Here is a 26,119-nt window from a genome sequence, read left to right as displayed (position 1 = left end):
GCTGACTGGGTCGGCGTCGTCGTCAGGTGGGGCTGGCGGCGGCGCCGGCTTTTGGTTCTAGGGTCGGGGTATGGGTCTTGTGGAGTCTTTGCAGCGGCAGGCCGGGTGGTGTGCGGGGCTGGGGTCGCCTATGTATGCCGAGTTGTTGCGGCGGGTGGTGGACGACTTCGAGGTGGGTGGGGTGTCTGCTGCGGTGTTGGCTGGGTATGAGGGGGCCGGGCCGGGGGAGGCGGTGGGGTTGCGGTTGTTGGGGGGTGTGCATGGGCTGGTGCTGGCGGGGGAGGTGCCGGAGCTGGCGGGGTTCTATCCGAGTGTGGGTGGGGTTTGGGATCCGGTGCTCGGGTGGGAGGCGTTCGAGCAGGTGCTGGGGGCTCGGTCGGGTGAGGTACGGGCGTTGTTGACGCAGCCGCCGCAGACCAATGAGGTGCGGCGGTCGGCGGCGTTGTACGGCGGGTTGCTGCAGCTGGTGCGGGAGGTGCCGTTGCCGGTGCGGTTGTTCGAGATGGGGGCCAGTGCTGGGTTGAATCTGCGGGCTGACCAGTTTCGGTACGTCGCGGACGGGCGGGCGTACGGCGCTGTCGACAGCCCGGTGGTCATCGAGGACGCGTGGTCGGGGCGGGTGCTGGAGCCGGTTGAGCTGCGGGTCGCCGAGCGGATTGGGGCTGATATCGCGCCGGTGAATCCGCTGTCGGAGGAGGGGGCGCGGACGCTCGCGTCGTACGTGTGGGCGGATATGCCGGAGCGGTTGGCGCGGCTGCGGGCGGCGGTGGAGGTCGCGCGGCGGGTGCCGGCTGATGTGCGGCGTGAAGATGCGGTGTCGTTCGTCCGCGGGCTCGAGGTGTCGCCGGGGCATCTGACGGTGTTGTGGCACTCGATCATGTGGCAGTACCTGACCGACGACGACCGCGCAGCTGTGGATGCGCTGGTGGCCGAGCTGGGGGAGCGGGCCGACGCGTCGGCGCCGTTCGCGCGGCTGCGGTACGAGCCGGGGCCCGAGCAGGGCTTCCTGATCGAGGTGGAGACCTGGCCGGGCGGCGTCCGGCGGGTGCTCGGACGTATCGAGGGTCACGGTCAGGGGCTGGTCTGGGAGCTTCCCTCCGGAGTCAGGTAACGACTAACCTTAGTTAGGTAAGGCTTACCTATCTCAAGGGAGTTTCCGCTCAGATGATGCGTCGTATCGTTCTGACTCTCACCGCCGCCGTCGCGCTCTCGGCCGGGCTGGTCGCTCCGGCCTCGGCCGCGCCCGGAAGCGCTTCGAATCTTGGCAAGACCCTGAACGCCTCGAACGCCACCGGCCTCGCGAAGGCCGGCGAGACCATCACCGTGACCGGCAGTGGCTACAACCCGGCGCAGGGGTACTACGTGGCGCTGTGCGCCGTCCCGTCGGACTACAGCTACGGCACCAAGCCGAGCCCGTGCGCGGGTGGTGACGGCCAGGGTGGGACGACGGTCGGCCCGTCGGCGTGGGTGACGAACAACCCGCTCGGCGGCAGCGCGTCGTACCCGATCGCGTCGAACGGGACGTTCACCGCGCAGATCCGGATCGCCGAGGTGAACTCCGGCCTCGACTGCAGCGACCCGGACATCACCTGCGCGATCGTCAGCCGCCGCGACCACTTCGCGTCGAGCGACCGCACCGGCGACGTCTACATCCCGGTCTCGTTCAGCTGAGCGCTGCCACCAGCGTGTCGGTGAGCTCGGCCGCGTAAATCAGGTCGGGATCGAGATCGGGGTCGTAGATGCCGATGTCGATCCCGACGCAGTTCGGCGCGGCCAGCAGCGGCTGCAGCAGCGCCCGTAGCTGCGCGTGGTCGAGGCCGCCTGGGTCTGGGCTGTCGACGGCCGGCATGATCGCGGCGTCCAGGATGTCGACGTCGAGGTGTACCCAGAAGCCGTCCAGCTCCGGCCGGGTCAGATGCTCGAGTACGCCGGCCGCGGCGGCTGCCGGGTCGTCGATGATCCGGCGTGCCGACCAGTGCGGGATCCCCGCCTCGTCGAGCGTCTCCAGGTACGCCTCGTCCTCGCGATAGCCCAGCATCACCGCGTCGGTGTCGAGTACGTACGGCGCCCGCCCCTCCAGATCGGTCAGATCCGCCTGCCCGCGCCCGGTCGCCAACGCCAGCGCCTCGCCGCCCGCGGCGCCGACGTACGCGTCGTTGTCGACCGTCCGCATGTCCGAATGCCCGTCGAGGTAGACGACGCCGTACCGCCCCAGTCGTTTCAGCGCCAACGCCGGCCCGAGCACGTTGCTGCACTCACCCCCGAGCAGCACCACAAACTTGCCCTCAGCAACAAACCCGCCGACCCGATCGGCCAGCCGCACGCTGTACGCCGCCATCCCCGCCGCGTTGAACACCCCGTCCCCCGGCTGCCACCCGGCCCGGTCGTACCGCGGCGGCACCACGCACCCGCCGTCCACCGCCCCGATCCGCTCCCGGATCCCCTGATCCCGCAACGCCCCCGCCAACTTGTAACACCCCGGCACCGCCCCCGCGACCGGCGGTCGCAAACCCAAGTTCGACGGCCCGTCCACCACAACCCGCATCAACCCACCCCTAACCACTAACCCGTACTCGCTCGGTTAGCAGACCTTACCCCCGCTCCATCCCGGTTGTCTGCCCGGCGCGCTCCGGCCGGCCACGGGCGCCGTCCCCGAGGTCCGGCGCGTTCTGCACCGCCCCGGACGCCGCGGGCTGGTCGGCCAGGAACCGCGCGAGACCGCCGTCCCGCCCGGCGTCGGTCACCTGCTGGCCACTCGTCGCCCCCGGGCTGTTGCCCGGCTGCGCGGCTGTCGCGGTCGCGCGCTCGGCCGCTGATGCGATCCGGCTCTCCGCGGCCGGGGGCGGCAGTGCACGCAGCTCCTCGGCGCTGATGGTCCGCTGTTGCTCCCCGGCCTGCGCCGCGCGCGAAGCCGCCGGGTTCGGCGTGACCGCCGGATACGGTTCGTCCGGGCTCTGCCGGTAGTGCTCGCGGAGCTGTCCGACGGCGCGATCTACGCCGGCCCGGGTGAGGTCGGCGGTCAGGCCGCCGGCGTTCGGCCGGTGCTGTACGCCGTCCCATTCGGGAATCGCCATCTGGTTGACCAGCTGGGCGCGAGCGGCCTGCTGGTGCGCCGGCTCCGGCGGCACCACATCCGCGAGTTCGTTGCGCACGATGTGGTCGGCGACGGCGTCGAAGCGCATCACCACCGGCTGGTCGAGGGCGGACTGCAACAACTGCTGACGCTCCGCGGCGGAGCTGGTGGCACGATCGAGCAGCTCCGAGCCGGCCCGGACCGCGCCCGGATACTCCGGCGTCGGCTGCGGAACTCCGGCATACCCGGCCCGCTGGACGAACTCGGGGAAGTTGTCACCGGTGCTCAGCTCGGTGAGCGACTCGTCGAGGCCGAAGGACTCCCGCCGTCGGACGGCGTTCGGCTCACCCGGCGCGTCGATCGCGACCCGTGCATGTTCGGACTCGTGCAAGACCGTCGCCAATGCCTGCGCCTGCCGGTCCGGATCGTCGGTCGGCTCGCCACCGGTCAGCTGGTCGAGGACCAGGTCCTTGTGCAGCCGCATGGTCCCGTCGACGGCCAGGCCGCCCCACTTGTCGTCGGTGCGCGCGTACAGCTCGCGGTTCCAGCGGTCTTCGCTGCCCGGGCGCAGCTCCTGGGCGATCTGGTAGAGCCGGGCGAACTCCTGGTACGTCCGGGACGACGGGTCGACCCGGACCATGCCGTCGTTCGGGGACATCTCAGGCTCCGGATGGCGACGGGTTGTTCCAGGGGTCGTCGGTGAGCAACTCCTCGGATCGCTCCAGGCCGCGGGTGAGCCCGCGGATGGCGCCGCTGTCGGCTCCGGCGCGGTCGGCGATCGCCCAGATCTGGCGCCGCGCCGCGGCCAGTGCGGCCAGGCGCTGCTCCGGGGTGCCGCTGGTGAAGTCCGCCTCGTCCAGGACGCGGAGCGCTGATTTCAGCTCCGGCGACTGCTCGGAGTTCTCCGGTGCCGCGAGCCGGGCGATCAGACCGGCTGCGACCTCGCGATCCGTTGCCGTTTCCAGCTGGGCGGCCAGCTCCTGCAGCTGCGCCTTGATCTCGCCGACGTCGGTGAGCCGGCCGGACTCCAGCTCCGTCCGCGCCACGGCGTATTCCCGGGTGAACCGCTCGAACTCCATCGGACCCTTTCGACGATCGGTGAGGTGCTCCCGACATCATCATCCAGGCCAGGGCGGCGGGGCGGGAAGCGGGCGTCGGCAGGCCGGTAGACTCGGGGAGTTGTTCGGTCCTGGCTAGAGGATGGATGTTCTCGTGTTCGACACGCTTTCCGATCGGTTGTCCGCCGCGTTCAAGAATCTGCGCGGCAAGGGCAAGCTGACCGATGCCGATATCGAGGCGACCACGCGGGAGATCCGGATCGCGCTGCTGGAGGCGGATGTCGCGCTGCCGGTGGTCCGGGAGTTCATCGCGAAGGTGCGGGAGCGGGCCGGCGGCGCCGAGGTGCGCGGCGGGCTGAACCCGGCGCAGCAGGTGATCAAGATCGTCAACGAGGAGCTGGTGAGCATCCTCGGCGGCGAGACGCGTGAGCTGCGGATGGCCAAGCGGCCGCCGACGGTGATCATGCTCGCGGGTCTGCAGGGCGCGGGTAAGACGACGCTGGCCGGCAAGCTCGCGAAGTGGCTCAAGGAGACCAAGCACCAGACGCCGATCCTGGTCGCGGCGGACCTGCAGCGGCCGAACGCCGTGACCCAGCTGCAGGTGGTCGGCGAGCGGGCCGGCGTGCCGGTCTACGCGCCCGAACCGGGGAACGGCGTCGGCGACCCGGTGGAGGTCGCGCGGAAGGCGATGGACGAGGCGCGCGCCAAGCAGCACAGCGTCGTCATCGTCGACACGGCCGGCCGGCTGGGTGTCGACGAGGAGCTGATGAAGCAGGCCGCGGACATCCGCGACGCTGTCAGCCCGGACGAGATCCTCTTCGTCGTCGACGCGATGATCGGTCAGGACGCCGTCACCACGGCGCAGGCCTTCCTGGACGGCGTCGGCTTCGACGGCGTCGTGCTGTCCAAGCTGGACGGCGACGCCCGCGGTGGCGCCGCGCTGTCGATCGCCCAGGTGACCGGCCGCCAGGTGATGTTCGCCAGCAACGGCGAGAAGCTCGAGGACTTCGACGTCTTCCACCCCGACCGGATGGCGTCGCGCATCCTCGGCATGGGCGACGTGATGAGCCTGATCGAGCAGGCCGAGCGCACCTTCGACGCGGAGGCGGCGGCCAAGACCGCGGCCAAACTGCAGAAGAAGGGCGGTAAGGACTTCACGCTGGACGACTTCCTCGCCCAGATGCAGTCGGTGCGCAAGATGGGCCCGCTGACCAAGATCTTCGGCATGCTGCCCGGCGCGAACCAGTTCAAGGACCAGCTGGAGAACTTCGACGAGCGTGAGATCGATCGCATCGAGGCGGTCATCCACTCGATGACGCCGGCCGAGCGCAACGACCCGAACATCATCAACGGCTCCCGCCGGGCCCGGATCGCGAAGGGCTCGGGGACGGAGGTGGCCACCGTCAGCGGCCTGGTCGAGCGGTTCTTCGAGGCCCGCAAGATGATGGCCGCGATGGCCTCCGGCAAGGGCCTCCCGGGGATGCCCGGGATGCCGGGGATGCCGGGCGGCGGCGGCCGCAAGGCCAAGCAGCAACAGCAGAAGAAGGCCAAGAAGCGCGGCTCGGGCAACCCGGCCAAGCGGGCCGGTCAGGGCGCTCCGCAGCCGTCGGAGCCGCAGCCCGGCCAGCTCCCGGCGGCCTTCGGCGGGGCGGCCGGCGGCGGCGACTTCGAGCTCCCGGACGACCTGAAGAAGATGCTCGGCGGGGGCAAGTAGTCCCGCCGTCCTGCCCGATCGGACCACCGGTCACTGCATCAAGTGACACCCCGTGACCGGTTGTCGATGATCCTGAGCCCGCTAAGATCGTCCCTACGCCCGGATGGACAGTTACTGCGGAACGTCGAAGGACGGATCGGATGAGGCAGCAGTTCAAGAACCTGGACACGTGGCGGGGCAAGCTGACCGCCACCTGGGTCTGCTTGGCTCCGCCCACCGCGATGGTCGCCGTTTTCGTGGTCGGCGGCGTCACGTCGAACACGTTCATCGTCGACGCGCACGCCCTCGCGCAGCCCCGGCCGGATTCGGTCTTCGACGAGCTGGCGAACAACCTGCCGCCCGGTCCCGGCGTCGACGGCAGCCTGCCGACGCAGGAGAAGTCGACCATTCAGGTCCCGATCACCGGCACCACCGACGGCTCGGTGAACCCGATCCAGGGCGTCACCGGGAACACCTCCGGTATCCCGAACACCGTGCTCGCGGCGTACCAGAAGGTCGCCGCCGACCTGGCCGCCGCGAAACCGGGCTGTCACCTGACCTGGCCGCTGCTGGCCGGGATCGGCAAGATCGAGTCCGATCACGCCAAGGGCGGCAAGGTCGACGCGAAGGGCGACACCCGCGGCCAGATCCTCGGCCCGGTGCTGAACGGCGGCCCCGGGATGGCCGCGATCTCCGACAGCGACCAGGGCCAGTTCGACGGCAACACGCAGTGGGACCGCGCGGTCGGCCCGATGCAGTTCATCCCCGGCACCTGGAAGGCCTTCGGCGCCGACGGGAACGGCGACGGCGTCAAGAACCCGCACAACATCTACGACGCCGCCCGCGCGGCCGGTGACTACCTGTGCTCCGGCGGCTCGAACCTGGCCGACGCGCAGGCCCTCGTCAAGGCCGTGCTGCGCTACAACCACTCGATGGACTACGTCTCCAACGTGCTGCGCTGGATGCAGTCCTACAGCAAGCAGACGGTGACCGTCCCGAACGACGACGGCTCGATCGACAACCCCGGCGACGACGGCAACGCGAACGACCCCGGCCGGACGGACACCACTCCGACGCCGACTCCGACGCCGACGATCACGCCGTCCCCGACCAAGCCGACGTCCCCGAAGCCGTCGTCCCCGAAACCGCCGAACACCCCGGGTGGGACGCCGACGACCCCGAAGCCCTCGACGCCGCCGCCGAGTACGCCGAAGCCGCCGGTGACGCCGCCGACGAAGTACACGCCGCGCCCGACGCCGACGCCCACGACGCCGACCACCCCGACGTCGCCCACGCCCAAGCCGCCGGCCTGCTCGCCGTCGACGCCGCCGACGACGACGCCGGAGGAGACTCCGTCGACCACGCCGGAGGCCACCCCGACCGAGCAGGCGAAGGCCGAGGCGCAGGCCGAGGAGCCGACGCCGACCTGCACGACCCCGCCGCCGGACCCGGAGGCGGCCGCCGCCACCCCGCAGGACGCCCCGAAAACGGTGAGCTGACTGCCCGTTAGGGCACCCTCAGGCACCCGTTGCCGGGAGGGTTTGCGGGTCAGGTAACTTTGCGTCGTCTTGATGTAACTTTTTGGCGCATCGGTCGTTGACGAGATCATGCGCCTAACCCGTAGTGGAAACCGTCGGGTCAAAATAATCATCGCGTCACTGTGCACGGTCCCGCTCCTGGTCGGGGCCATCGTCACGGTGGCCTCGGGCGGGGCCGGTGCCTCCGGTCAGCTCGCGGCGGACAGTCCGGTGGCTCCTTCGCCTGGAGCCGGGCTGAACAGCGGTGAGTTCGACGAACTGACGATGATCGTGCCGCAGCGTCCCGGAGTGGACGGCCGGCTCGGCTCCGACAAACCCGCCCGTGCCGACGTGCCCGTCCAAGGGGCCACCGACGGCCGCTCGGTCGTCCGTCCCGGGCGTCCGGATGCCGTCAACGGCATCCCGCGCGGGGTCTTCCCCGCCTACCGCCGCGCCACCGCGAATCTCGCCGTGGTCCGGCCGAACTGCGGCCTCACCTGGCCGCTGCTGGCCGGGATCGGCAAGGTCGAGTCCGACCACGCGAGCGGCGGCCGGGTCGACGTCGCGGGTACCACCCGCGGCAAGATCCTCGGCCCCCAGCTGAACGGCAAGGGCGGCAACGGCCGGATCACCGACAGCGACAAGGGCAAGTTCGACGGCGACCTGGTCTGGGACCGCGCGGTCGGGCCGATGCAGATCATCCCGCAGGTCTGGGACGACTTCGGCGCCGACGGCAACGGCGACGGCTTCCGTAACCCGAACAACGTCTACGACGCCGTCACCACGGTCGCCGTCTACCTGTGCGCCGAGGGCGACGACCTGAAGCGCCCGCGCGACCTGGTCGAGTCCCTGCTGCGCTACCAGCACTCCAAGGACTTCGTCGCCACCGTGCTGAAGTGGATGCGCGTCTACAGCAAGAACGCCGTCCTGATCCCGAACGAGAAGGGCCTGCTGTCGGTGCCGAAGCCGGCCGGGAACGCCGAGCGCAAGACCGACCCGCGCGAGGTCCCGGACATCCCGGACGGCACCAAGACGCCGACCCCGACGCCGACGAAGAAGCCGACCGCGACGCCGACCGGCACCCCGGACCCGGTGGATCCGACGACCACGACACCGACCCAGAAGCCGACGAAGCCGCCGACACAGCGGCCCACGCCGACCCCGACGCCGACTCCCACGCCGACGCCGACCCCCACACCCACCCCGACCCCGACGCCTACGCCGACCCCCACGGAGACGCCCACCAGCTCTCCCTGCACGGCCGACCCGACAACCCCCACCTGCACCCCAGGCGGCGGCTCTCACGGCTGACGGGCCCCAACAGCCCGTAGTAGGCGTACCCGAGCCCCTTCACCTCAGACCGCTGAGGTGGAGGGGCTCGCGGCGCGGCAGGCGGTATGCGGGTGTGCGGGCCGGGATACGGTCGGGGGTATGACCGTACTGAGGCTGGTCGGGACGGTGTTGCCGTCCGGTGAGCGGCAGGAAGTGTTCGTCCAGGGCGGGCTGGTGGTGGAGCGGCCCGCGACGGGCGAGGTGACGACCGTGCATACCGGCGGCTGGATCTTGCCGGGACTCGTCGACGCGCACTGTCATATCGGCCTCGATCAGCACGGCGGTGTTGATCGGGAGACCGCCGAGCGGCAGGCGATCGCGGATCGGGACGCCGGGGCGCTGCTGGTGCGGGACGCCGGATCGCCGACGGACACCCGGTGGATCGACGATCGGCCGGATCTGCCGAAGATCATCCGCGCGGGCCGGCACATCGCCCGGTCGAAGCGCTACATCCGCAACTACGGCTGGGAGATCGAACCCGACGAGCTGGTCCGGTTCGTCGAGCAGGAGGCCCGGGCCGGTGACGGCTGGGTCAAACTCGTCGGCGACTGGATCGACCGCGCCGCCGGCGACCTGACGCCGTGCTGGCCGGTCGAGGCGCTCACCGCGGCGATCGCCCGCGCCCACGAGCTCGGCGCCCGCGTCACCGCGCACGTCTTCGGCGAGCACGCCCTCCCCGACCTCCTCGCCGCCGGTATCGACTGCATCGAGCACGGCACCGGCGTCGAGCCCGGCCTGCTCGCGCACATGGTCGAGCGCCAGGTCGCCGTCGTCCCGACGCTCATCCAGCTGGAGAACTTCCCCGAGTACGCCGAGCAGTCCGCCGCCAAGTTCCCCGTCTACTCGGCCCACATGACCGACCTGTACGAACGCCGCCTGCACCGGCTCCGCGACGCGTTCGAGGCCGGCGTCCCGATCTACGCCGGCACGGACGCGGGCGGCGTCCTCGGGCACGGCCTGGTCGCCCAGGAGATCCAGGCGCTGACCGGGATCGGGATGTCGGGGGAGCAGGCGCTCGCGGCCGGCTCCTGGGCCGCCCGCGAGTGGCTGGGCGCGCCGAGCACCCTGCAGCCGGGCGACCCGGCCGATCTGGTCGTGTACGACGAGGACCCGCGCGCCACCCCGGCGATCCTCACCCACCCGCGGCTGATCCTGCTCCGTGGGATGATCCCCTGAATTCAGACAGTACGGGAATTCAGACAGTGACGGGAAAAAGTTCACCCAACCACTGGTCACGGCGGAAGTTTTTGGCTTAGCGTGCTGAACGGAGTCCCCGACGCCCCTCGGAGACCCGACCTAGGGAAGGAACACCCATGGGGAAAACCGCCCGAGTACCCGTGTCCAAGCTCTCCGCCCTTCTGGCCGCCGCGGCCGCCGGCACCCTCGCGCTGAGCGCCCTGCCGAGTAGCGCGGTCCAGCCCGTCCAGCTCGCCCAGCCGGTGGGCTCGGTCGACATCTCGACCGCGTTCACCAACGCCGCCGCGAAGTACGACGTCCCGCGCGAGGTCCTGGTCGCCGTCGGCTACGCCGAGTCGCACCTGGACGGCCACGACGGCAAGCCGAGCCAGGCCAACGGCTACGGCGTCATGCACCTGGTCAGCAACAACCAGAACCCGACCATGTCCGAGGCCGCCAAGCTGACCGGCCTGCCGGTCGAGAAGCTCGCCAAGGACACCCCGTCGAATATCGACGGCGCCGCCGCCGTCCTCGACTCGTACGCCGATGCCGCCGGCCTGGCCGGTGACGCGCGCAAGGACGCCGGCCGCTGGTACGAGGTCGTCGCCAAGTACTCGCATTCGGCCGACGCCCCGACCGCCCGGCTCTACACCGACGAGGTCTTCCGGATCATCAACGCCGGCGTCCAGGCCCCGGGGATCGACGTCGCGCCGAAGAAGGTCGCACCGGCCCGCGGCGCCTACACGAAGGTCGCTCCGCTCGGCACCCGGACGGAGTCCTCGATCGAGGCCGTCGACTACCCGGGTGCGATCTGGAACCCGGCCAGCAGCAGCAACTACACCGTCGGCCGGACACAGGCGATCACCTCGATCACCATCCACGTGACACAGGGCTCGTACGCCGGGACGATCAGCTGGTTCAAGAACCCGTCGTCCAAGGTCAGCGCGCACTACGTGATCCGGTCCAGCGACGGCCAGGTCACCCAGATGGTGGCTGAGAAGGACAAGGCCTGGCACGTCGGTACCGCGAACGGCTACACCGTGGGTATCGAGCACGAGGGCTGGGTCGACCAGCCGTCCTGGTTCACCGACGCGATGTACCGGTCCTCGGCGGCGGTCGTCCGCAACATCGCGGATCGCCGGGGGATCCCGAAGGACCGGACCCACATCAAGGGACACGTCGAGTACCCGAACCAGACGCACACCGACCCGGGGCCGAACTGGAACTGGAACTACTACATGCAGCTGGTGAACGGCGGTAACCCGAACCCGCCGACCTACAACTTCACGACCTACGGCAGCGGCGTCCGGGTCCGGTCGGCGCCCCGGCTGAACGCCTCGATCGTCACCGAGCTGCCCGGCCCGACGCAGGTCTACGTCACCTGCCAGATCCAGGGCGACTCGGTCACGGCTGAGGGCACCACCAACAACTGGTGGGCCAAGCTACGCGACCAGAACGGCTACATGACCAACATCTACATCGACCACCCGGACGCGAAGCTTCCCAACGTGCCGGTCTGCGCATCACCGTAGTCACCCCGTCGTCACAGGGCCCAGGATGCGAATCCTGGGCCCTGTGGTGTTTTCTGGAGGCTGAAGAGTAGAGCCTGCTGTACCGACGGACGCGCCGCCAGTGCCGGAGGATCGAGGGGACGGGCGACGGAGGAGGCCGCAAGATGGTGAGCAGGGTGCTGGCGCGGGGTGTGGCGGCATGTGGGTACTTGACGATGCGCTGCCTGAAGTCGATGCTGCTGTTCGCAGCGACGCCGATCTGCCTGCTGGTGATCGACTGGGCGCCTTGGGTGCGAGGTGGGCTGGTCCGGCTGGCCAAGAGCGAGCTGGCGGCGGCATACCGCTATCTGGGCCGTCCGGCCGCGCTCCAGCTCCCACCAGCCGCAGCGCGGATGCCGTTCCGGCGCAGCCTCTGGCTCTACCTCGGCTGTCTGGTCATGATTCCGGAGCTGTTCCTCGCAGTGGCGGCGTTCTTCGCCATTCCGGCTGCACTGCTGACCGCAGTGCTCTGGCCGCTCGACCCCGGCAGCTTCACCATGATGGGCGTTCCGGTCGACAGCTGGTGGGACATCGCTTATCTGGCGCCGCTGCAGCTCCTGTTCGCGGTAGGCCTGCTCAGCTGGCTGGCTCCGGCCGCTGCGCGTGGCCACGCCAAGGCGGCCGGCAAACTGCTGGCCCTGACACCTGACGAGCTGGAGAACGCCCGGCTGGCCCAGCGCGTCGAGGAGCTGACCCGGACCAGGTCCGGCGCTGTGGACTCGCATGGCGCCGAGCTGCGCCGGATCGAGCGTGACCTGCACGACGGCACACAAGCGCAGCTGGTGTCGCTCGCGATGCGGATCGGCATCGCGAAGCAGACCATGGCCGACGACCCGGAGAAGGCCGCCAAACTGCTCGACGATGCGCGGGACGGCGCAGAGCAGGCCATGCACGAGCTACGCGGCGTCCTGCGGACCATGTATCCGCCGATCCTGCAGGACCGCGGTCTGACCGGTGCCGTCGCCGCACTGTGCGCCCGCTGCCCACTTCCGGTCGAACTGCGCATGGGTGAGCTCGGCCAGGTCCCGGCCGCGGTCGAGGCCGCTGCGTACTTCGTCGTGGCCGAGTCGCTCACGAACGTCACCAAGCACTCGGCCGCCGGCCATGTCGACCTCCTGCTCGAACGCCGCGACCACGAGCTCTATCTGGCCATCACGGACGACGGAATCGGTGGCGCGCGCATCAACGAGCAGTCCGACCTGCTGGGCCGGGGGAGTGGTCTGCATGGCATGCTGCACCGGGTGCAAGCAATTGACGGCCACCTCGAGCTGACCAGCCCGATCGGCGGGCCCACCACGGTCGAGGTGCTGCTGCCGTGCGAGTGATCATCCTCGAGGACAATCCGATCCTTGCCGAGGGCCTCGGTCTGCTGCTCGGCAACTCGGGTTTCGAGGTCGCCGCGGTGGCGGCGGACGTCGATGAGTTCGCCCAGGCGATGACCGAGCACGAGGTGGACATCGCGGTTGTCGACGTCCGGCTGCCGCCGACGTTCACCGACGAGGGACTACGGGCCGCGATCGACGCCCGCAAGGCCCGGCCCGGCCTGCCGGTGCTGGTTTTCTCGCAGTACGTCGAGGAAATCTACGCGGCCGAGCTGCTCGCGGCCGGCAGCGAAGGCGTCGGCTACCTGCTGAAGGACCGGGTGTCCCGCGTCGACGAGTTCCTCGAGGCGGTCCGCCGGGTGGCGGCCGGCGGCACCGTGCTCGACCCCGAGGTCGTCAGTCAGTTGATGATCAAGAAGAGCAATCCGCTCGATCGGCTGACCCCGAGAGAACGCGAAGTCCTCGCGCTGATGGCCGAGGGATTGGGCAACACCGCCATCGCGGACAAGCTCGTCGTCTCCGAAGGCGCCGTGCACAAACACGTTGGAAACGTTTTCCTCAAATTGGACCTGCCGCCGTCGGACTCCGGGCATCGCCGCGTGCTCGCCGTCCTGGCCTACTTGGGACTCTGACCGCCGCGGTCTTGACGCGCGCCGGAACGTCCGCCACTCTCGGTCCAGAGAGCGCTCTCACACCCACCGAAACCGCCCCTAGGTGAGGAGAGATCCATGAAGGTTCTGATTGCCGCCGTGCTCGCGGCCGGTGCGCTGACCGTGCCCGGCGCCGGCCAGGCTGTTGCCGCAGGCATCGATCAGCCGTTGGCCGGGCCCGGCCAGGCGGCCGCGATGCAGGAGGCGTTCGGGCTGACCGAGCAGCAGATGACCGCGCGGCTGAAGTCCGAGACCGACGCCGCCAAGCTGTTGCCGACGGCCCAGCGTGCGGCCGGTGCCGAGTACGGCGGCGCCTGGTACGACGCCGCCACCAGCAAGCTCGTCGTCGGGCTCGCGGGTTCGTCGCGGACCGCCGCCGTCCAGGCGACCGGTGTCGAGACGATCGCCGTCCCGAAGAGCGCCGCGGTGCTCGACAAGCAGAAGAACGCCGTCGACAAACTGGCCGGAAAGTCGGTCCCCGCCGCGGTCAGTGGCTGGGCCGCCGACCCGAAGACCGGCAGCGTCGTGGTGAATGTTCAAGCAGGTAAGCGGTCTCCGGCGGTCGACGCCTTCGTGGCGAAGGTGGCCAAGGCCGGTGCGGTGACGGTTCGCGAGGTCGCGGCCCAGGCGCCGCAGACATTCGCGGCCGGCACGGTCGGCGGCGATCCGTACTACGTCGGCAACATCCGCTGCTCGATCGGCTTCTCGGTGCACGGCGGTTACGTCACCGCGGGGCACTGCGGCCGCGGCGGCATCGTCCGTGGCTGGGACGGTTCGAACCAGGGCGAGTTCCGCGGCTGGTCGTTCCCGGGTAACGACTATGCCTGGGTCCAGACCGGCTACGGCTGGTGGACCGTCCCCGTCGTCCTCGGCTGGGGTAACGGCGACAGGCTCGTCCGCGGTTCCTGGGAGGCGCCGGTCGGCTCGTCGATCTGTCGCAGCGGCTCGACCACGCACTGGCGTTGCGGCACGGTCCTGGCCAAGAACGAGACGGTGAACTACGGCAACGGTCAGTTGTTCTACGGAGCGACCAAGACCAATGCCTGCGCCGAGGGCGGCGACTCGGGCGGGTCGTTCATCACCGGCGACCAGGCCCAGGGCGTCACCTCCGGCGGCTGGGGTAACTGCAGCAGCGGCGGGGAGACCTGGTTCCAGCCGGTGAACGAGATCCTGCAAGCGTACGGCCTCACTCTGCATACCGCGTAACGGACAGGTGTCCCGGATCCCCCGCGCAACAAGGGATCCGGGACACCTGGTTCAGCAGAGATCCACGCCGGGCAGGCGGGCGTCCGGGTGGTCGATGTAGATGTTGGTCATGAAGCCGTTCTGATCACGCAACTTCGACCACCAGTTGTGCGAGTAGCCCTCGGCGGTGACCGTGTCGCCTTGGGTCTGGCAGAGCACGTAGACCGTGGTCGGCCCGCCCAGCGTCGTCACGATGGACGCGTTCAGTCGCGGCTGCGAGCGGACGTTGATCCCGGAACCCCAGGTCCGGAACTGCTTTCCGGGCCCACCGCAACCGTTGTCGCTGGTCAGGTGGTGGCTGCCGTACGAGCCCGGGTAGGCGAGGCCGCTGCCGTTGATGACGATGTTCTGACCGACACCGTTGTACAGCTGCTCGTAGTGGATGTGTGGGCCGCTCGAAGCGCCGGTGCTACCGGTCACCCCGATCTGCTGACCCTGGGAAACGGCTTGCCCGTTGGCGACGGAGTACGCGGACAGGTGGAAGTAGTAGGTCTTCCAGCCACCGCCGTGCTCGACGGCGATGTAGTTGCCGGCGCCACCGGGCTGGGAGAAGCGGTACGCCGTACCGCCCGCGGATGCGAGCACCGGCGTACCGTTCGTGGTGCCCCCGTCGGAGCGGATGAAGTCCAGCGCGCGCCGGACCTCCTGCGAGTGGTGGCTGTAGGTCCACCGTTGGCCACACGGGAACGGGGCCTTGAAATTCGGCGCGGCCTGCGCCTGCGTCGGTACCGCCACCAAGGTGGCGGCACCGAGCAGCAGCGCGGCGAGAACTGCTAACAGTTTTCTGGGCGGCATTTTTTCAGTGTCGTGGTGAACGACCTACCATGCAACAGCCCAGATGGTGAATTTATGTCAGACGCTGTGGTTGGATCAGACGCTGTGGTTCTGGTTGTTCTCCAGCGCCGCCTTGGTCTCGTCGCCCTTGCCGTTCAGGGATTCGATCAGCTGCTTGGCCAGCGCGAAGCCGGAGCCGCCCATCGTGATCGTCTTGACCAGGGTGTCCTCGATGCCCTGGGCACCGTTCAGCACGACCATGTTGCCGACCTTCTCGAACGACGACGCCGCCGCCGAGACGATCTCCGGGTAGGCCTCGGCCAGCTGCTGCGCGACGACCGCGTCGGTGTTGGTGGCCAGGGCCTCGGCGCGGGCCTTGATACCGGCCGCCTCGGCCATCGCCTTCGCCTGCACGGCGGCCGCCTCGGCCTTACCGGTCAGCTCGGTCGCCTTCGCCTCGGCCTCACCGCGCAGCTGCACCTCACGGGCGTTCGCCTCGGCGGCCGCGATCTGCGCGTCGCGCGCGGCGGCGGCCAGCGTGCGCTGCCGGTACGCCTCGGCGTCGGCCGGCTTCAGCACCGACGACTCCAGCTGCTTCTCGGCCAGCGACGCGTTCAGCTTGGCGGTCTCGGTCTCGGCGACCACGACCTCCTGGCGGGCCAGCGCCTCGGCCAGCGGGCCGGACTGCGAGGCCTTCGAGTTCGCCTGGTCGACCTCGGCCTGGTAACCGGCCTGCGCGATCGAGCTCTGCCGGACGGCGGCGGCCTTGGCGGCGGCCGCGACCTGCTCGCGCTCGGTGGCCTCCTTGTCCCGCTCGGCCTGCGCGATCCGGGCCGCGGCCTCGACGGCCGCGGCCTGCGGACGACCGAGGTTGCGGATGTAGCCGGACTCGTCGTCGATCTCCTGGATCTGCAGCGAGTCGACCACCAGGCCGAGCTTCTCCATGTCGCCGGCCAGCGAGCCGCGGATGTTCGTGGTCAGGGTCTCCCGGTCGTGCAGCATCTCCTCGACCGTGGTGGAGCCGACGATCGCCCGCAGGTGACCGGCGAACAGCTCGTGGATGGTGCCCATGACCTGCTCGTCGCTCTGCTCCAGGAAGCGGCGCGCGGCGTTCGCGATCGAGCCGTAGTCGTCACCGACCTTGTACGCCGTGACGCCCTTGATGTGCAGCGGGATGCCCTGGGACGACACGCACGTCACGGTCAGCGGCGTCGCCCGGATGTCCAGCGGGAGCCGGCGTACGGTCTGGAAACCCGGCAGGACGGCGGTGCCGCGGCCGACCACGATCTTGAAGCCCAGCGTCTCGTTGACCTGTTCGGAGCTGGAATGCGCGCCGAGGCCGGAGATGATGAGCGCCTCGTTCGGCTCGGCCACCCGCCAGACCATCCGGAAGATGATGAGCAGGACGATCAGAGCGACGGCGCCGCCGATCAGGTACGTGAGCATTTCCCCTCCAGGGAACCCGTGACGTTCAGAGAGCGCGGGAGACGTAGACCGTGCGCGGCGGGTCGTAGTCCACGACCACGACCTGCGCGCCGACCTCGATCTCTTCGTCGACCGCGGGGTAAGCGTAGAAGGCTTCGGTGGCACCGCGGACCGGCAACATCACTTCACCGACGATCCCCGGCGCGATCCGCCCGATCACGCGTCCCCGCTTGCCAACCATGACGCCCCTCCGACGTACCGCTGCTGCTCTCGGTTCCGCCGAAGCTTATCCCCTGACCGCGCCCTCGGTGGCCCCCTTGATGAACTGCCGCGCGAACACGATGAAGACCACGATCAGCGGGACCATCGCCATCAGCGCCCCGGTCATCACCATCGAGTAGTCGACGCCGTGCGAACGGTTCAGCGACGACAGCGCGACCTGCAGGGTCAGGTGGTCGGGGTTCGTCAGCACCACCAGCGGCCAGAAGTAGTCGTTCCAGGAGGCGACGAAGGTGAAGATGCCGAGGAACGCCAGCGCCGGCCGGGCCGACGGCAGCGCCACGTGCCGGTAGACGCCGAGGAAGCCGCAGCCGTCCAGCGTGGCGGCCTCGACCAGCTCGTCGTGGATCGAGCTGGAGAAGTACTGCCGCAACCAGAAGATGCCGAACGCGTTGGCCGCGGCCGGGATGATCAGCGCCTTCAGCGAGCCGACCCAGCCGAACGCGGCCATGGTCTGGAACTGCGGGATCGCGCCCAGCTGCGCGGGCAGCAGCATCGTGGCCAGCAGGATCACGAACAGCGCGTTCCGCCCCGGGAACCGGAACTTCGCGAACGTGAACGCCGCCAGCGAGTCGAAGAACAGCACCAGCAGCGTCGTCGAGACCGCGACGATCACCGTGTTGCCCATCGACTGGAAGAACGCCACGTTGTCGAGCACTGCGCGGATGTTGTCGTCCAGCTGCGAGCCGAGCGTGAACTTCGGCGGGAACCGGTAGATGTCGGCCGTCGTGTTGGTCGCCATCACGAGCGTCCAGTAGAACGGGAACAGGCTCAGGACCGCGGCCAGCGCCAGAACGACGTGCAGCGTCACGCGCCGCCATTGCCACCTCACTGCTTACCCCTTCCGCCGACCAGCTTCCAGTTGATCGCCGTGAACAGCAGCACCAGCATGAAGATGCTCAGGGCAATCGCCGCGGCGTAGCCGTAGTCGTTGTTCAGGAAGGCCTGCTGGTAGAAGTACATGACGATCGTCAAGCCGCTCTGCCCGACGCCGCCGGTGTTGCCGACCATCACCTGTGGTTCGGTGAAGGTCTGCAGGCCGCCGATCGTCGACGTCACGACGGTGAACAGCACGACCGGCCGCAGTTGCGGCAGAGTGATCGAGAAGAACGTCCGGACGGCGCCCGCGCCGTCCACCTTGGCGGCCTCGTACTGCTCCCGCGGGATCGCCTGCAGGCCGGCCAGATAGATGATCGTGTTGTACCCGGCCCATTGCCAGACGATCATCGTGGAGATCGCGATCTTGATCCCCCACGGTTCGCCGAGCCAGTCCTGCGCGGCGATGCCGAGCGCCCGCAGGCCGGAGTTGATCAGGCCGAAGTTGGTGCTGAACACGGCCGCGAAGAAGATCGCCGCGGCCACCAGCGAGGTGATGTTCGGGATGAAGTACGCGATCCGGTACACGCTGGAGAACCGGACGGCGGAGTTCAGCATCACGGCCAGCACGAGCGCGATCGCCAGCGTCGGCACGGTCGACATGAAGAACAGCACGACGGTGTTCTTCAGCGCCAGCCAGAAGGTGCTGTCCTCGAGCAGGAAGGCGAAGTTCTGCAGGCCGACGAAGGTGCGCGGCGTGAAGCCGTCCCACTTCTGGAAGCCGAGCAGGATCGTGGACGCCATCGGGTAGAGCCCGAAGATCAGGAACAACAGGTAGAACGGCGACAGCGCCAGGTAGAACCGCCAGTAGGACCAGACGCTGCGCCGGCGCCTCGGCTTGAGCGGCCGAGACGCCTTCGCGGGGGATGTCGCGGTCAGCGTCACTGAACGCCCTGACGTTTGCCGATCTGCTTGGCCTTCGCGACGGCCTCGGCCCAGGCCGCGTCGGAGGTTTTCTTACCGACCTGCACCAGCTTCAGCGCGTCGGTGAACGGGACGGCGATCGCGGCGTCCAGCGGGGCCTCGTACGCGATCGGGATGTCCTGGGCGGCCGGGCCGAACACCTCGATCGGCACCTGCCCGCCGAAGAACGGGTCCGCCGCCTTCAGTTGCGGTTTGTCGTACGCCGCCGGCGTCGCCGGGAAGATCTGGGCGTCGGCGAAGGCCTTGGCCTCGTTGTCCGGGCTGAGCATGTACTTGATCACCTCGAACGCGGCCTTCGGATCGGCGGCGTTCTTGGTGATCGCCAGGAACGAGCCGCCGAAGTTCGCCGCGCCGCCCGGCGTCGGCGCGACCCGCCACTTGCCGACGCTGGTCTTGGCGGCCGCCTTGATGTCCAGCGCGACCCAGGCCGCGCCGACGACGGTCGGCACCGTGCCCTGGTCGAGGCCGGCGTTCCAGTCGTTCGATCCGCCGAGCGTCCGGCCGTCGACCTTGAGCGTGATCGCCTTGACCGCGGTGTCCCAGGCCTTGCGGATGTGGTCCTGGTCGCCGATGAACTTGTTGTCCTTGTCGATGTAGCGCGCCGTGCCCTGGTTGACGACGGTGCCGTACAGGTCGACGGCGTCCGCGACGATGAACGCCTTCGGGTTCTTCGCCTTCAGTTCGACACCGGCCTGCAGGAACTCGTCCCAGGTCTTCAGCTGCTCGCCGATCTGCTTCGGGTCGCCCGGCAGGCCGCCCGCGGTGAAGATGTCCTCGCGGTAGAACAGCGCGGTCGGGCCGATGTCGATCGGGATGCCGAGCACCTTGCCGTCCAGCGTGGTGGCCTGCTTGACCTTCCACTCCAGGTACTGGCCGAGGAAGGCGTCGTCGGCGCCGATCGTCTTCAGGTCCACGAAGCGGCTGGCCTGGGGGAGCAGCGAGGCGATGTCCTCGCCCTTGATCCCGGTGATGTCCGGAATCGACGTGCCGCCGCTGAACGTGGTGAGCAGCTTCTGCTTGAAGTCGCCGCCGACCTCGGAGTACTTGATGTTCTGGTCGGGGAAGTGGGCGATGGTGTCGTCCAGGACGGACTTGCCCAGACCGCCCGGCCAGCACCACAGCGCGAGGTTCCCGGTGGCGTTCTTCTTGGTCGAGCCGGTGTCCATTCCGGACGAACAGGCGACGACCGTGCCGCCGACAACGGCTGCGAGGCCCCCAGCAAGCAGCGTTCGACGTGACAGCTCCATGGTCTTACCTTCCTGAGTGAGCGCTGATCAGCGCGTGGAGGTGACGGTCTTCGGGGTGGGCGGACTGCCACCGGGCCAGATCCACCCAGCGGGGCGCGGAGTCCGCGCCGCCGAGCCGGGTGACGGACAGGGCCGCGGTGAGGGCGGCGAAACGGACCCGCTGCGCGAGCGGCAGCTCCCACAGCGTGGCCGCGATGAAGCCGGCGGCGAACACATCACCCGCCCCGGTGGTGTCCGCCGCCGGTACGGGGTAGGCCGGGACGGCGACCCGCTCGCCCGTCCGGCCGTCGACGGCCAGCGCGCCGTCCGCGCCGTCGGAGACCACGACGACGGCGACCTTGGCCGCCAGCGCGTCGAGCGCCGCGGCAGGTGTGGTGGTGCGGGTATAGGCCATCGCCTCGTCCGCGTTCGGTAGGAAGACGTCGCAGTACTCGAGTTGCTCGAGGACGGCGGGATCCCAGCGCTCGCTCGGATCCCAGCCTACGTCGGCGAACACCAGACTCCCGGCAGCCTTGGCCTTGGCCAGCCACGCGTTCGGCCAGGGACCGATGTGCGCGGCAACGGCTTTCGCCGGCGGGGGAGTGGCGATCAGGTCATCGGCCGAGAGCGGCGGTGTGCTGCCGCGGGTGACCAGCGCCCGATCGTTGTCATAGGCAAGGGCCACGGTCAGCGGGGTCGGCCAGCCGGGGACGGTCCGGGACAGGCTGAGGTCAATCCCTTCGTCGGCCGCCAAGTGGTCCCACAGCCGGGCCCCCAGGTCGTCGGCGCCGAAGACGGCGGCCATCCCGGTGCGCAGGCCGAGCCGGGCCAGCGCGACCGCGAAGTTGGCGATACCGCCCGGGCTCTCGTGCGAGTCGCTGGCCCACACCTCGGTCCCCGGTCGCGGGGGCGTGGGCAGGCCGAGCACCAGATCCTGGAACACCAGGCCGGATACGACCACGTCAAGCTCTTCCATGAGCTGCCCCACACTCCTGCACTTTTGATCAAACTCGTGCATGAATCTTGGATCGCTTCGTCAACTTCCGCAATACCCGAGCATAGCTATGACTGAAAATGACAGAGTTTGCGTGATACGGTCGTGATGTGTTGCCGAAGCAGCGTCAGGACGAGATCGTGCGCGCCCTCCGGGTCGACAAGGCCGGGGGCGTGAAGGTGCTGGCTGCCCGGCTGGGCGTCAGCGAGGCGACCATCCGGCGCGATCTGGAGCAGTTGCACGACGAGGGCCGGCTGACCCGGGTGTACGGCGGGGCGCTGGCCGTCGACGGCGGTGACGAGCCGTTCGCCGACGTGAACGCCGTCCATGCCGCCGAGAAGGACCGGATCGCCCGCCGCGCCGCCGAGCTCGTGCAGGACGGCGAGTCCGTGCTGCTCGACATCGGGACGACGGCGCTCCGCGTCGCCCAGCATCTGCACGGCCGCTCGCTGACCGTTGTCACGAGCAACCTCGCCGTCCTCGAAGAGCTGCAGAACGACGAGTCAATCGAGCTGATCATCCTCGGCGGGTTCGTGCGCCGCAGCTACCGGTCGCTGGTCGGCTACCTGACCGAGGAGAGCCTGCGGCAGATCCACGTCGACTGGCTCTTCCTCGGCACCAGCGGCGTCCGCCCGGACGGCCGAGTGATGGACAGCACGATGATCGAAGTCCCGGTCAAACGCGCGATGATCCAGGCCGCCGACCGCGTCGTCCTGCTCGCCGACGCGACCAAGTTCCCCGGTCACGGCGTCGCCCGCGTCTGCGAGCCCGCCGAGCTGCACATGGTCGTGACCGAGCCCGGCGCCGATCCCGCGACCCGAGCCCAACTGACAGAAGCAGGAGCCCAGGTGGTGCTGGCATGAGACTGACCATCCTCGGCGGCGGCGGTTTCCGCGTGCCGCTCGTCTACCACGCCCTCCTCGGCGACCACGGCCCCGGCCGCATCACCCAGGTAACCCTCTACGACACCGACCGGGCCCGTCTGGGCTCGATCGCCGCCGTGCTCCGTCAGCAGGCTCTGGCCGCGGTCGAGCCGCCGACCGTCACCGCAACCACAGATCTCGATGAGGCACTGCGCGGAGCGGACTTCATCTTCTCGGCCATTCGGGTGGGCGGGCTCGAAGGGCGGACGGTTGACGAGCGGGTCGCGCTGGATCTCGGCGTCCTCGGGCAGGAGACCGTCGGCGCGGGCGGTATCGCGTACGGGCTGCGGACGATCCCGGTGGCGACGGCGATCGCGCGGCGGATCGCGGCGCTGGCGCCGGAGGCGTGGACGATCAACTTCACCAACCCGGCGGGCATGGTGACGGAGGCGATGATCCCGTACCTGGGCGACCGGGTGATCGGCATCTGCGACTCGCCGTCCGGGCTGGGCCGGCGGGCGGCGCTGGCGCTGGGTGTGGACCCGGCGACGGCGTTCTACGACTACGCGGGCCTCAACCACCTCGGCTGGCTGCGCGGGCTGCGGTCCGGCGGCGTCGACCGGCTGCCGGAGTTGCTCACGTCGTCCGCGGAGTTGACCTCCTTCGAGGAGGGCCGGCTGTTCGGCGTCGACTGGCTGCGCTCGCTCGGCTCCATCCCGAACGAGTACCTGCACTACTACTACTTCGCCCGCGAGACGCTCGCCGCCGTACAGGCCGTCCGGCAGACCCGCGGCACGTTCCTCCTGGAGCAGCAGTCCGCCTTCTACGCCGAGACCGCGCGGCACCCCGAGCAGGCGCTGGAGCTGTGGCAGAAGACCCGCGCCGAGCGCGAGTCGACGTACATGGTCGAGAGCCGCGAGGTCGCCGACGCCGGTGAGCGCGACGAGCGTGACATGGCCGCCGGTGGCTACGAGCAGGTCGCGCTGTCGCTGATGCGCGCCATCGCGCACAACGAGCGCGCCGCGCTGATCCTGAACGTCCGCAACCGCGGCATCCTGCACCACCTGGACGACGACGCCGTCGTCGAGATCCCGTGCACGGTCGACGCCAACGGCGCCCTGCCGGTCGCTGTGAGCCAGCTCACCGACCATCAGGCCGGGCTGGTCACCGCGGTCAAGGCCGTCGAGCGGTCCACGATCGAGGCGGCCACCTCCGGCTCCCGCTCCGCGGCCTTGCGCGCGTTCGCCTGGCATCCGCTGGTCGACTCGGTCGCCGCGGCCGGTCAACTGCTGGAGTCGTACGTCGACCACCTGCCGGATCTGGGCTATCTGCGCGCCTGAGGGCCGGATTGGTCCCGGCAGGCCGGTATCTGGCAGAATGTTTGGTTGAGTCCGTCCAGGTTCGTGCAGCCCTCTAACTCCACTGCCTGGTTCGGCCCATTCGAGCGGTCACTCGTTGTCCCCACGACGCCGTGCTGCTCACCCAAGTCGTGTAATCCCAAGGGAGTTCCCGCAAACGTGGCAGTCAAGATCCGTTTGAAGCGCATCGGCAAGAAGCGTGCGCCGCACTACCGCATCGTCGTGATGGACGCCCGCACCAAGCGTGACGGCCGCGCCATCGAGGAGATCGGTAAGTACAACCCGAAGGCCGAGCCGTCGTTCATCCACGTCGAGTCGGACCGGGCGCAGTACTGGCTGGGCGTCGGCGCGCAGCCGACCGAGGCCGTCGAGGCCATCTTCAAGGCTTCCGGCGACTGGCAGAAGTTCAAGGGCCTGGAGGCTCCGGCCCCGCTGCGGGTCAAGGAGCCGAAGCGGGACAAGCAGGAGATCTTCAACGAGGCGCTGGCCGAGGCCCACGGCACGCTGAAGACCGAGGCCGTCACCGCCAAGAAGACGGCGAAGAAGGCCGCTGCCAAGGACGAGGCCCCCAAGGCCGACGCCAAGGCGGACGAGGTCAAGGCCGACGAGCCGAAGGCCGACGAGGCTGCTGCCGAGGCCCCGGCCGCGGAAGCCGCCGCCGACGCCAAGGCCTGACGGTGATGGAGACCGAGGCGCTGGAGCACCTGGTCCGAGGCATCGTCGACAACCCGGACGACGTCAGCGTCCGGGCCCGCAACCTTCGTCGCGGCCGGACGCTCGAGGTGCACGTGCACCCCGACGACATCGGCAAGGTGATCGGCCGCAACGGCCGCACCGCCACGGCGATCCGCACGGTCGTCGGCGCGCTCAGCGCCGAGCAGTCGCTGCGTATCGACTTCGTCGACGAAGGGAACCGGCGCCCGCGCCGGTGAGCTGAGGTAGTACTTCGAAGGGCCGCACCTGTCCGGTGCGGCCCTTCGCTTGTCACACACGAGAAGAGGTTGTTCGCGGTGCTGGTGATTGTCGGCCGGATCGGCCGTGCGCACGGGATCAAGGGCGAAGTGGGCATGATCGTCCGGACGGACGAGCCCGACCTGCGGTTCGCCGACGGCGCGCGGCTGGTGACGGTCTCGAAGCCGCCGAAGACGCTGACCGTGGCCGCCAGCCGCTGGCACAGCGGGCGGCTGCTGGTGAAGTTCGCCGAGTCGCCGGACCGGACCGCGGCCGAGCTGCTGCGCAACCTGGAGGTCCAGGCCGAGATCGGGGCGGACGAGCGGCCGGAAGACCCGGAGGAGTTCTACGACCGGGAGCTGATCGGGCTCAAGGTTCGCACCACGGACGGCGTCGAGGCGGGTGAGGTCATCGACGTCATCCATCTGCCGTCCCAGGACCTGCTGGAGATCCGGCGGCCGGCCGGCAACGCCGTACTGGTGCCGCTGGTCGAGCAGCTGGTGCCGGAGATCGATCTGGACGCGAAGTACGTGACGGTCGCGGACCGGCCGGGGCTGCTGGACCCTGAGGGTGCCGAGGTCGTGCCGACCGATCCGGACGGCGAGCGATGAGGCTCGACGTCCTCACGATCTTCCCGGAGTACCTGGCCGCGCTGGATGTGTCGCTGGTCGGTAAGGCCGCGCAGAGCGGGCTGCTCGACGTCCGGCTGCACGACCTGCGGCAGTGGACGCACGACCGGCATCGGACCGTCGACGACACGCCGTACGGCGGTGGCGCGGGCATGGTGATGAAGCCGGAGCCGTGGGGTGAGGCGCTCGATGCGGTGGCGCCGCCCGATGGTCCGGCGCAGCCGCGGTTGATCGTGCCGACTCCGGCTGGGCGCCCGTTCACGCAGGAGCTGGCTTATGAGCTGGCTGAGGAGCCGTGGCTGGCGTTCGCCTGCGGGCGGTACGAGGGGATCGACGCGCGTGTTTCGGCGTACGCCGGGGAGCGGATGCGCGTCGACGAGGTGTCGATCGGCGACTACGTGCTGAACGGCGGTGAGGTCGCCGTACTGGTCATGGTCGAGGCGGTGGCCCGGCTGCTGCCTGGCGTGATCGGGAACCCGGAGTCGCTGGCTGAGGAGTCGCATTCGGGGGATGGGCTGCTGGAGTACCCGGTCTACACGAAGCCGGTGAGCTGGCGGGGCCACGACGTACCGGAGATCCTGCTGTCGGGGAACCACGCGAAGATCGCCGACTGGCGGCATGAGCAGTCGATCGAGCGGACGGCGGCTCGGCGTCCGGATCTGCTGGCCGCGTGGGGCGACGTACTGGCAGCCAAGGGCGACGCGGACGGCGTACGGCTGCTACCGGCTACGCCTGTGGACGCGGGGGAGATCCACACCCTGCAGCTCGCCGCCTTTCTGGCTGAAGGGCATCGGTACGCCGACTATGCGATCCCGCCGCTGCTGGAGACGCCGGAGGCCGCTGCTGAGCGTCTGCGGGACGGGGTCGTGCTCAAGGCGGTAGCGGGCAGCCGGATCGTCGGCTCTGTCCAGCTGACCGTTGACGGGCCGGTGGGCGAGATCGCACGGCTCGTCGTCGCTCCGGACTGGCAGGGCCGGGGGCTGGGCAGCCGGCTGCTGAAGGCCGTCGAGAAGCTCGCTCCGGGCGAGGTCACCACCTTCGAGCTCTTCACCGGCGCGGCCAGCGAGCGGAATCTGGCGGTCTACGCGAAGGCGGGCTACCGGGAGCTCCGGCGCGAGGCGCACAGCGCGGCCGTGGACCTCGTCTATCTGGGGAAGCGCCGCCGGCGAAAGTGACGCTCCGCTGCCGCGACGGGCGGATTTCG

26 protein-coding genes are annotated in these 26,119 nt (G+C 69.6%); 16 read left to right on the top strand and 10 right to left on the bottom strand.

Translation table 11 applies throughout. The annotated features are described in order from the left end of the window. Positions 1-70: 70 nt before the first annotated feature. Positions 71-1,111, top strand: a complete 1,041-nt coding sequence (locus HPO96_RS26145) for a DUF2332 domain-containing protein (RefSeq protein WP_171676995.1) — start codon at positions 71-73, stop codon at positions 1,109-1,111. A gap of 56 nt (positions 1,112-1,167) precedes the next feature. Next, on the top strand, positions 1,168-1,671 hold the full coding sequence (locus tag HPO96_RS26140) for a hypothetical protein (protein WP_238355538.1): 504 nt from the start codon (positions 1,168-1,170) through the stop codon (positions 1,669-1,671). Here HPO96_RS26140 and HPO96_RS26135 read toward each other — a convergent pair. From HPO96_RS26135 to HPO96_RS26125, 3 genes are read right to left on the bottom strand one after another with little or no spacing between them, the layout of a single operon-like run. Then, a complete protein-coding gene (locus HPO96_RS26135) occupies positions 1,664-2,545 on the bottom strand; it encodes an arginase family protein (protein WP_171676993.1) in 882 nt (293 codons plus the stop codon). The genes HPO96_RS26140 and HPO96_RS26135 overlap by 8 nt on opposite strands. A 46-nt stretch (positions 2,546-2,591) precedes the next feature. Next, the gene (locus tag HPO96_RS26130) at positions 2,592-3,731 is read right to left on the bottom strand and encodes a hypothetical protein (protein WP_171676992.1); all 1,140 of its coding nucleotides are present in this window, start codon (positions 3,729-3,731) and stop codon (positions 2,592-2,594) included. Between the two features lies 1 nt (position 3,732). Beyond that, positions 3,733-4,152, bottom strand: a complete 420-nt coding sequence (locus HPO96_RS26125; protein ID WP_171676991.1) for a hypothetical protein — start codon at positions 4,150-4,152, stop codon at positions 3,733-3,735. A 133-nt stretch (positions 4,153-4,285) separates the two neighbouring features. Here HPO96_RS26125 and ffh point away from each other — a divergent pair, with 133 nt between their 5' ends. The 8 genes from ffh (at position 4,286) to HPO96_RS26085 (ending at position 14,577) form a co-directional block, all read left to right on the top strand. After that, entirely contained in the window at positions 4,286-5,845 is a 1,560-nt protein-coding gene (ffh, locus tag HPO96_RS26120) for a signal recognition particle protein (RefSeq protein ID WP_171676990.1), read from the top strand. A 140-nt stretch (positions 5,846-5,985) separates the two neighbouring features. After that, positions 5,986-7,323: a lytic transglycosylase domain-containing protein gene (locus tag HPO96_RS26115; protein WP_171676989.1), complete on the top strand. Its 1,338-nt coding sequence runs from the start codon at positions 5,986-5,988 to the stop codon at positions 7,321-7,323. A gap of 249 nt (positions 7,324-7,572) precedes the next feature. Beyond that, entirely contained in the window at positions 7,573-8,652 is a 1,080-nt protein-coding gene (locus HPO96_RS26110; protein ID WP_337796810.1) for a lytic transglycosylase domain-containing protein, read from the top strand. Between the two features lie 120 nt (positions 8,653-8,772). After that, on the top strand, positions 8,773-9,849 hold the full coding sequence (locus HPO96_RS26105; RefSeq protein ID WP_171676987.1) for an amidohydrolase family protein: 1,077 nt from the start codon (positions 8,773-8,775) through the stop codon (positions 9,847-9,849). A gap of 137 nt (positions 9,850-9,986) precedes the next feature. Beyond that, positions 9,987-11,381 carry an N-acetylmuramoyl-L-alanine amidase gene (locus tag HPO96_RS26100; RefSeq protein WP_171676986.1) on the top strand — a complete coding sequence of 465 codons (1,395 nt, stop codon included), beginning with the start codon at positions 9,987-9,989 and terminating at the stop codon, positions 11,379-11,381. A gap of 143 nt (positions 11,382-11,524) precedes the next feature. Then, complete coding sequence (locus HPO96_RS26095; RefSeq protein ID WP_171676985.1) at positions 11,525-12,724, top strand: sensor histidine kinase; 1,200 nt, start codon at positions 11,525-11,527, stop codon at positions 12,722-12,724. Continuing rightward, positions 12,715-13,353, top strand: a complete 639-nt coding sequence (locus HPO96_RS26090) for a response regulator (protein ID WP_171676984.1) — start codon at positions 12,715-12,717, stop codon at positions 13,351-13,353. The genes HPO96_RS26095 and HPO96_RS26090 overlap by 10 nt, the downstream gene beginning before the upstream one ends. 96 nt (positions 13,354-13,449) lie before the next feature. Next, positions 13,450-14,577, top strand: a complete 1,128-nt coding sequence (locus tag HPO96_RS26085; RefSeq protein WP_171676983.1) for a S1 family peptidase — start codon at positions 13,450-13,452, stop codon at positions 14,575-14,577. A gap of 51 nt (positions 14,578-14,628) precedes the next feature. Here the strand turns inward: HPO96_RS26085 and HPO96_RS26080 are convergent, their stop codons facing one another. From HPO96_RS26080 to HPO96_RS26050, 7 genes are all read right to left on the bottom strand, one after another. Then, entirely contained in the window at positions 14,629-15,411 is a 783-nt protein-coding gene (locus tag HPO96_RS26080) for a peptidoglycan DD-metalloendopeptidase family protein (protein ID WP_171676982.1), read from the bottom strand. A 75-nt stretch (positions 15,412-15,486) separates the two neighbouring features. Then, complete coding sequence (locus tag HPO96_RS26075) at positions 15,487-16,836, bottom strand: flotillin family protein (RefSeq protein ID WP_171676981.1); 1,350 nt, start codon at positions 16,834-16,836, stop codon at positions 15,487-15,489. Positions 16,837-16,861: 25 nt separating this feature from the next. After that, entirely contained in the window at positions 16,862-17,056 is a 195-nt protein-coding gene (locus HPO96_RS26070; RefSeq protein WP_132412772.1) for a hypothetical protein, read from the bottom strand. A 45-nt stretch (positions 17,057-17,101) separates the two neighbouring features. Beyond that, positions 17,102-17,926, bottom strand: a complete 825-nt coding sequence (locus HPO96_RS26065) for an ABC transporter permease subunit (RefSeq protein WP_171676980.1) — start codon at positions 17,924-17,926, stop codon at positions 17,102-17,104. Continuing rightward, positions 17,923-18,855 (bottom strand): ABC transporter permease subunit, encoded by a 933-nt coding sequence (locus tag HPO96_RS26060; RefSeq protein ID WP_171676979.1) that lies wholly within the window; start codon positions 18,853-18,855, stop codon positions 17,923-17,925. The genes HPO96_RS26065 and HPO96_RS26060 overlap by 4 nt, the downstream gene beginning before the upstream one ends. Continuing rightward, positions 18,852-20,141, bottom strand: coding sequence for an ABC transporter substrate-binding protein (locus tag HPO96_RS26055; protein ID WP_171676978.1), 1,290 nt, complete (start codon positions 20,139-20,141; stop codon positions 18,852-18,854). Before HPO96_RS26055 ends, HPO96_RS26060 begins: the two co-directional genes overlap by 4 nt. A gap of 4 nt (positions 20,142-20,145) precedes the next feature. Beyond that, positions 20,146-21,096 carry a carbohydrate kinase family protein gene (locus tag HPO96_RS26050; RefSeq protein WP_171676977.1) on the bottom strand — a complete coding sequence of 317 codons (951 nt, stop codon included), beginning with the start codon at positions 21,094-21,096 and terminating at the stop codon, positions 20,146-20,148. Between the two features lie 128 nt (positions 21,097-21,224). Between HPO96_RS26050 and HPO96_RS26045 the strand changes: the two genes are divergently transcribed. From HPO96_RS26045 to trmD, 6 genes are all read left to right on the top strand, one after another. Next, a complete protein-coding gene (locus HPO96_RS26045) occupies positions 21,225-21,977 on the top strand; it encodes a DeoR family transcriptional regulator (protein ID WP_171676976.1) in 753 nt (250 codons plus the stop codon). Beyond that, the gene (locus HPO96_RS26040; RefSeq protein ID WP_171676975.1) at positions 21,974-23,317 is read left to right on the top strand and encodes a 6-phospho-beta-glucosidase; all 1,344 of its coding nucleotides are present in this window, start codon (positions 21,974-21,976) and stop codon (positions 23,315-23,317) included. The genes HPO96_RS26045 and HPO96_RS26040 overlap by 4 nt, the downstream gene beginning before the upstream one ends. 177 nt (positions 23,318-23,494) lie before the next feature. Further along, positions 23,495-24,010 (top strand): 30S ribosomal protein S16, encoded by a 516-nt coding sequence (rpsP, locus tag HPO96_RS26035; RefSeq protein WP_171676974.1) that lies wholly within the window; start codon positions 23,495-23,497, stop codon positions 24,008-24,010. Between the two features lie 5 nt (positions 24,011-24,015). Next, positions 24,016-24,267 (top strand): RNA-binding protein, encoded by a 252-nt coding sequence (locus HPO96_RS26030; protein ID WP_171677315.1) that lies wholly within the window; start codon positions 24,016-24,018, stop codon positions 24,265-24,267. A gap of 78 nt (positions 24,268-24,345) precedes the next feature. Further along, on the top strand, positions 24,346-24,897 hold the full coding sequence (gene rimM, locus HPO96_RS26025; protein WP_171676973.1) for a ribosome maturation factor RimM: 552 nt from the start codon (positions 24,346-24,348) through the stop codon (positions 24,895-24,897). Beyond that, complete coding sequence (gene trmD / locus HPO96_RS26020; protein WP_171676972.1) at positions 24,894-26,090, top strand: tRNA (guanosine(37)-N1)-methyltransferase TrmD; 1,197 nt, start codon at positions 24,894-24,896, stop codon at positions 26,088-26,090. Before rimM ends, trmD begins: the two co-directional genes overlap by 4 nt. Positions 26,091-26,119 lie beyond the last annotated feature (29 nt).

It is taken from the genome of Kribbella sandramycini, assembly GCF_013131805.1.
GTDB classification, from domain to species: Bacteria; Actinomycetota; Actinomycetes; order Propionibacteriales; family Kribbellaceae; genus Kribbella; species Kribbella sandramycini.
The sequence above is the reverse complement of the archived record's forward strand: the minus strand, read 5'-3'. Positions and strand labels throughout refer to the sequence as shown.

What these genes read in the sequence shown, in the direction of transcription:
- HPO96_RS26145 (WP_171676995.1), top strand. Translation starts at nt 71, where the DNA reads ATGGGTCTTGTGGAGTCTTTGCAGCGGCAGGCCGGGTGGTGTGCGGGG.
- HPO96_RS26140 (WP_238355538.1), top strand. Translation starts at nt 1,168, where the DNA reads ATGCGTCGTATCGTTCTGACTCTCACCGCCGCCGTCGCGCTCTCGGCC.
- HPO96_RS26135 (WP_171676993.1), bottom strand. Translation starts at nt 2,545, where the DNA reads ATGCGGGTTGTGGTGGACGGGCCGTCGAACTTGGGTTTGCGACCGCCG.
- HPO96_RS26130 (WP_171676992.1), bottom strand. Translation starts at nt 3,731, where the DNA reads ATGTCCCCGAACGACGGCATGGTCCGGGTCGACCCGTCGTCCCGGACG.
- HPO96_RS26125 (WP_171676991.1), bottom strand. Translation starts at nt 4,152, where the DNA reads ATGGAGTTCGAGCGGTTCACCCGGGAATACGCCGTGGCGCGGACGGAG.
- HPO96_RS26115 (WP_171676989.1), top strand. Translation starts at nt 5,986, where the DNA reads ATGAGGCAGCAGTTCAAGAACCTGGACACGTGGCGGGGCAAGCTGACC.
- HPO96_RS26105 (WP_171676987.1), top strand. Translation starts at nt 8,773, where the DNA reads ATGACCGTACTGAGGCTGGTCGGGACGGTGTTGCCGTCCGGTGAGCGG.
- HPO96_RS26100 (WP_171676986.1), top strand. Translation starts at nt 9,987, where the DNA reads ATGGGGAAAACCGCCCGAGTACCCGTGTCCAAGCTCTCCGCCCTTCTG.
- HPO96_RS26095 (WP_171676985.1), top strand. Translation starts at nt 11,525, where the DNA reads ATGGTGAGCAGGGTGCTGGCGCGGGGTGTGGCGGCATGTGGGTACTTG.
- HPO96_RS26085 (WP_171676983.1), top strand. Translation starts at nt 13,450, where the DNA reads ATGAAGGTTCTGATTGCCGCCGTGCTCGCGGCCGGTGCGCTGACCGTG.
- HPO96_RS26080 (WP_171676982.1), bottom strand. Translation starts at nt 15,411, where the DNA reads ATGCCGCCCAGAAAACTGTTAGCAGTTCTCGCCGCGCTGCTGCTCGGT.
- HPO96_RS26075 (WP_171676981.1), bottom strand. Translation starts at nt 16,836, where the DNA reads ATGCTCACGTACCTGATCGGCGGCGCCGTCGCTCTGATCGTCCTGCTC.
- HPO96_RS26070 (WP_132412772.1), bottom strand. Translation starts at nt 17,056, where the DNA reads ATGGTTGGCAAGCGGGGACGCGTGATCGGGCGGATCGCGCCGGGGATC.
- HPO96_RS26055 (WP_171676978.1), bottom strand. Translation starts at nt 20,141, where the DNA reads ATGGAGCTGTCACGTCGAACGCTGCTTGCTGGGGGCCTCGCAGCCGTT.
- HPO96_RS26050 (WP_171676977.1), bottom strand. Translation starts at nt 21,096, where the DNA reads ATGGAAGAGCTTGACGTGGTCGTATCCGGCCTGGTGTTCCAGGATCTG.
- HPO96_RS26040 (WP_171676975.1), top strand. Translation starts at nt 21,974, where the DNA reads ATGAGACTGACCATCCTCGGCGGCGGCGGTTTCCGCGTGCCGCTCGTC.
- HPO96_RS26030 (WP_171677315.1), top strand. Translation starts at nt 24,016, where the DNA reads ATGGAGACCGAGGCGCTGGAGCACCTGGTCCGAGGCATCGTCGACAAC.
- trmD (WP_171676972.1), top strand. Translation starts at nt 24,894, where the DNA reads ATGAGGCTCGACGTCCTCACGATCTTCCCGGAGTACCTGGCCGCGCTG.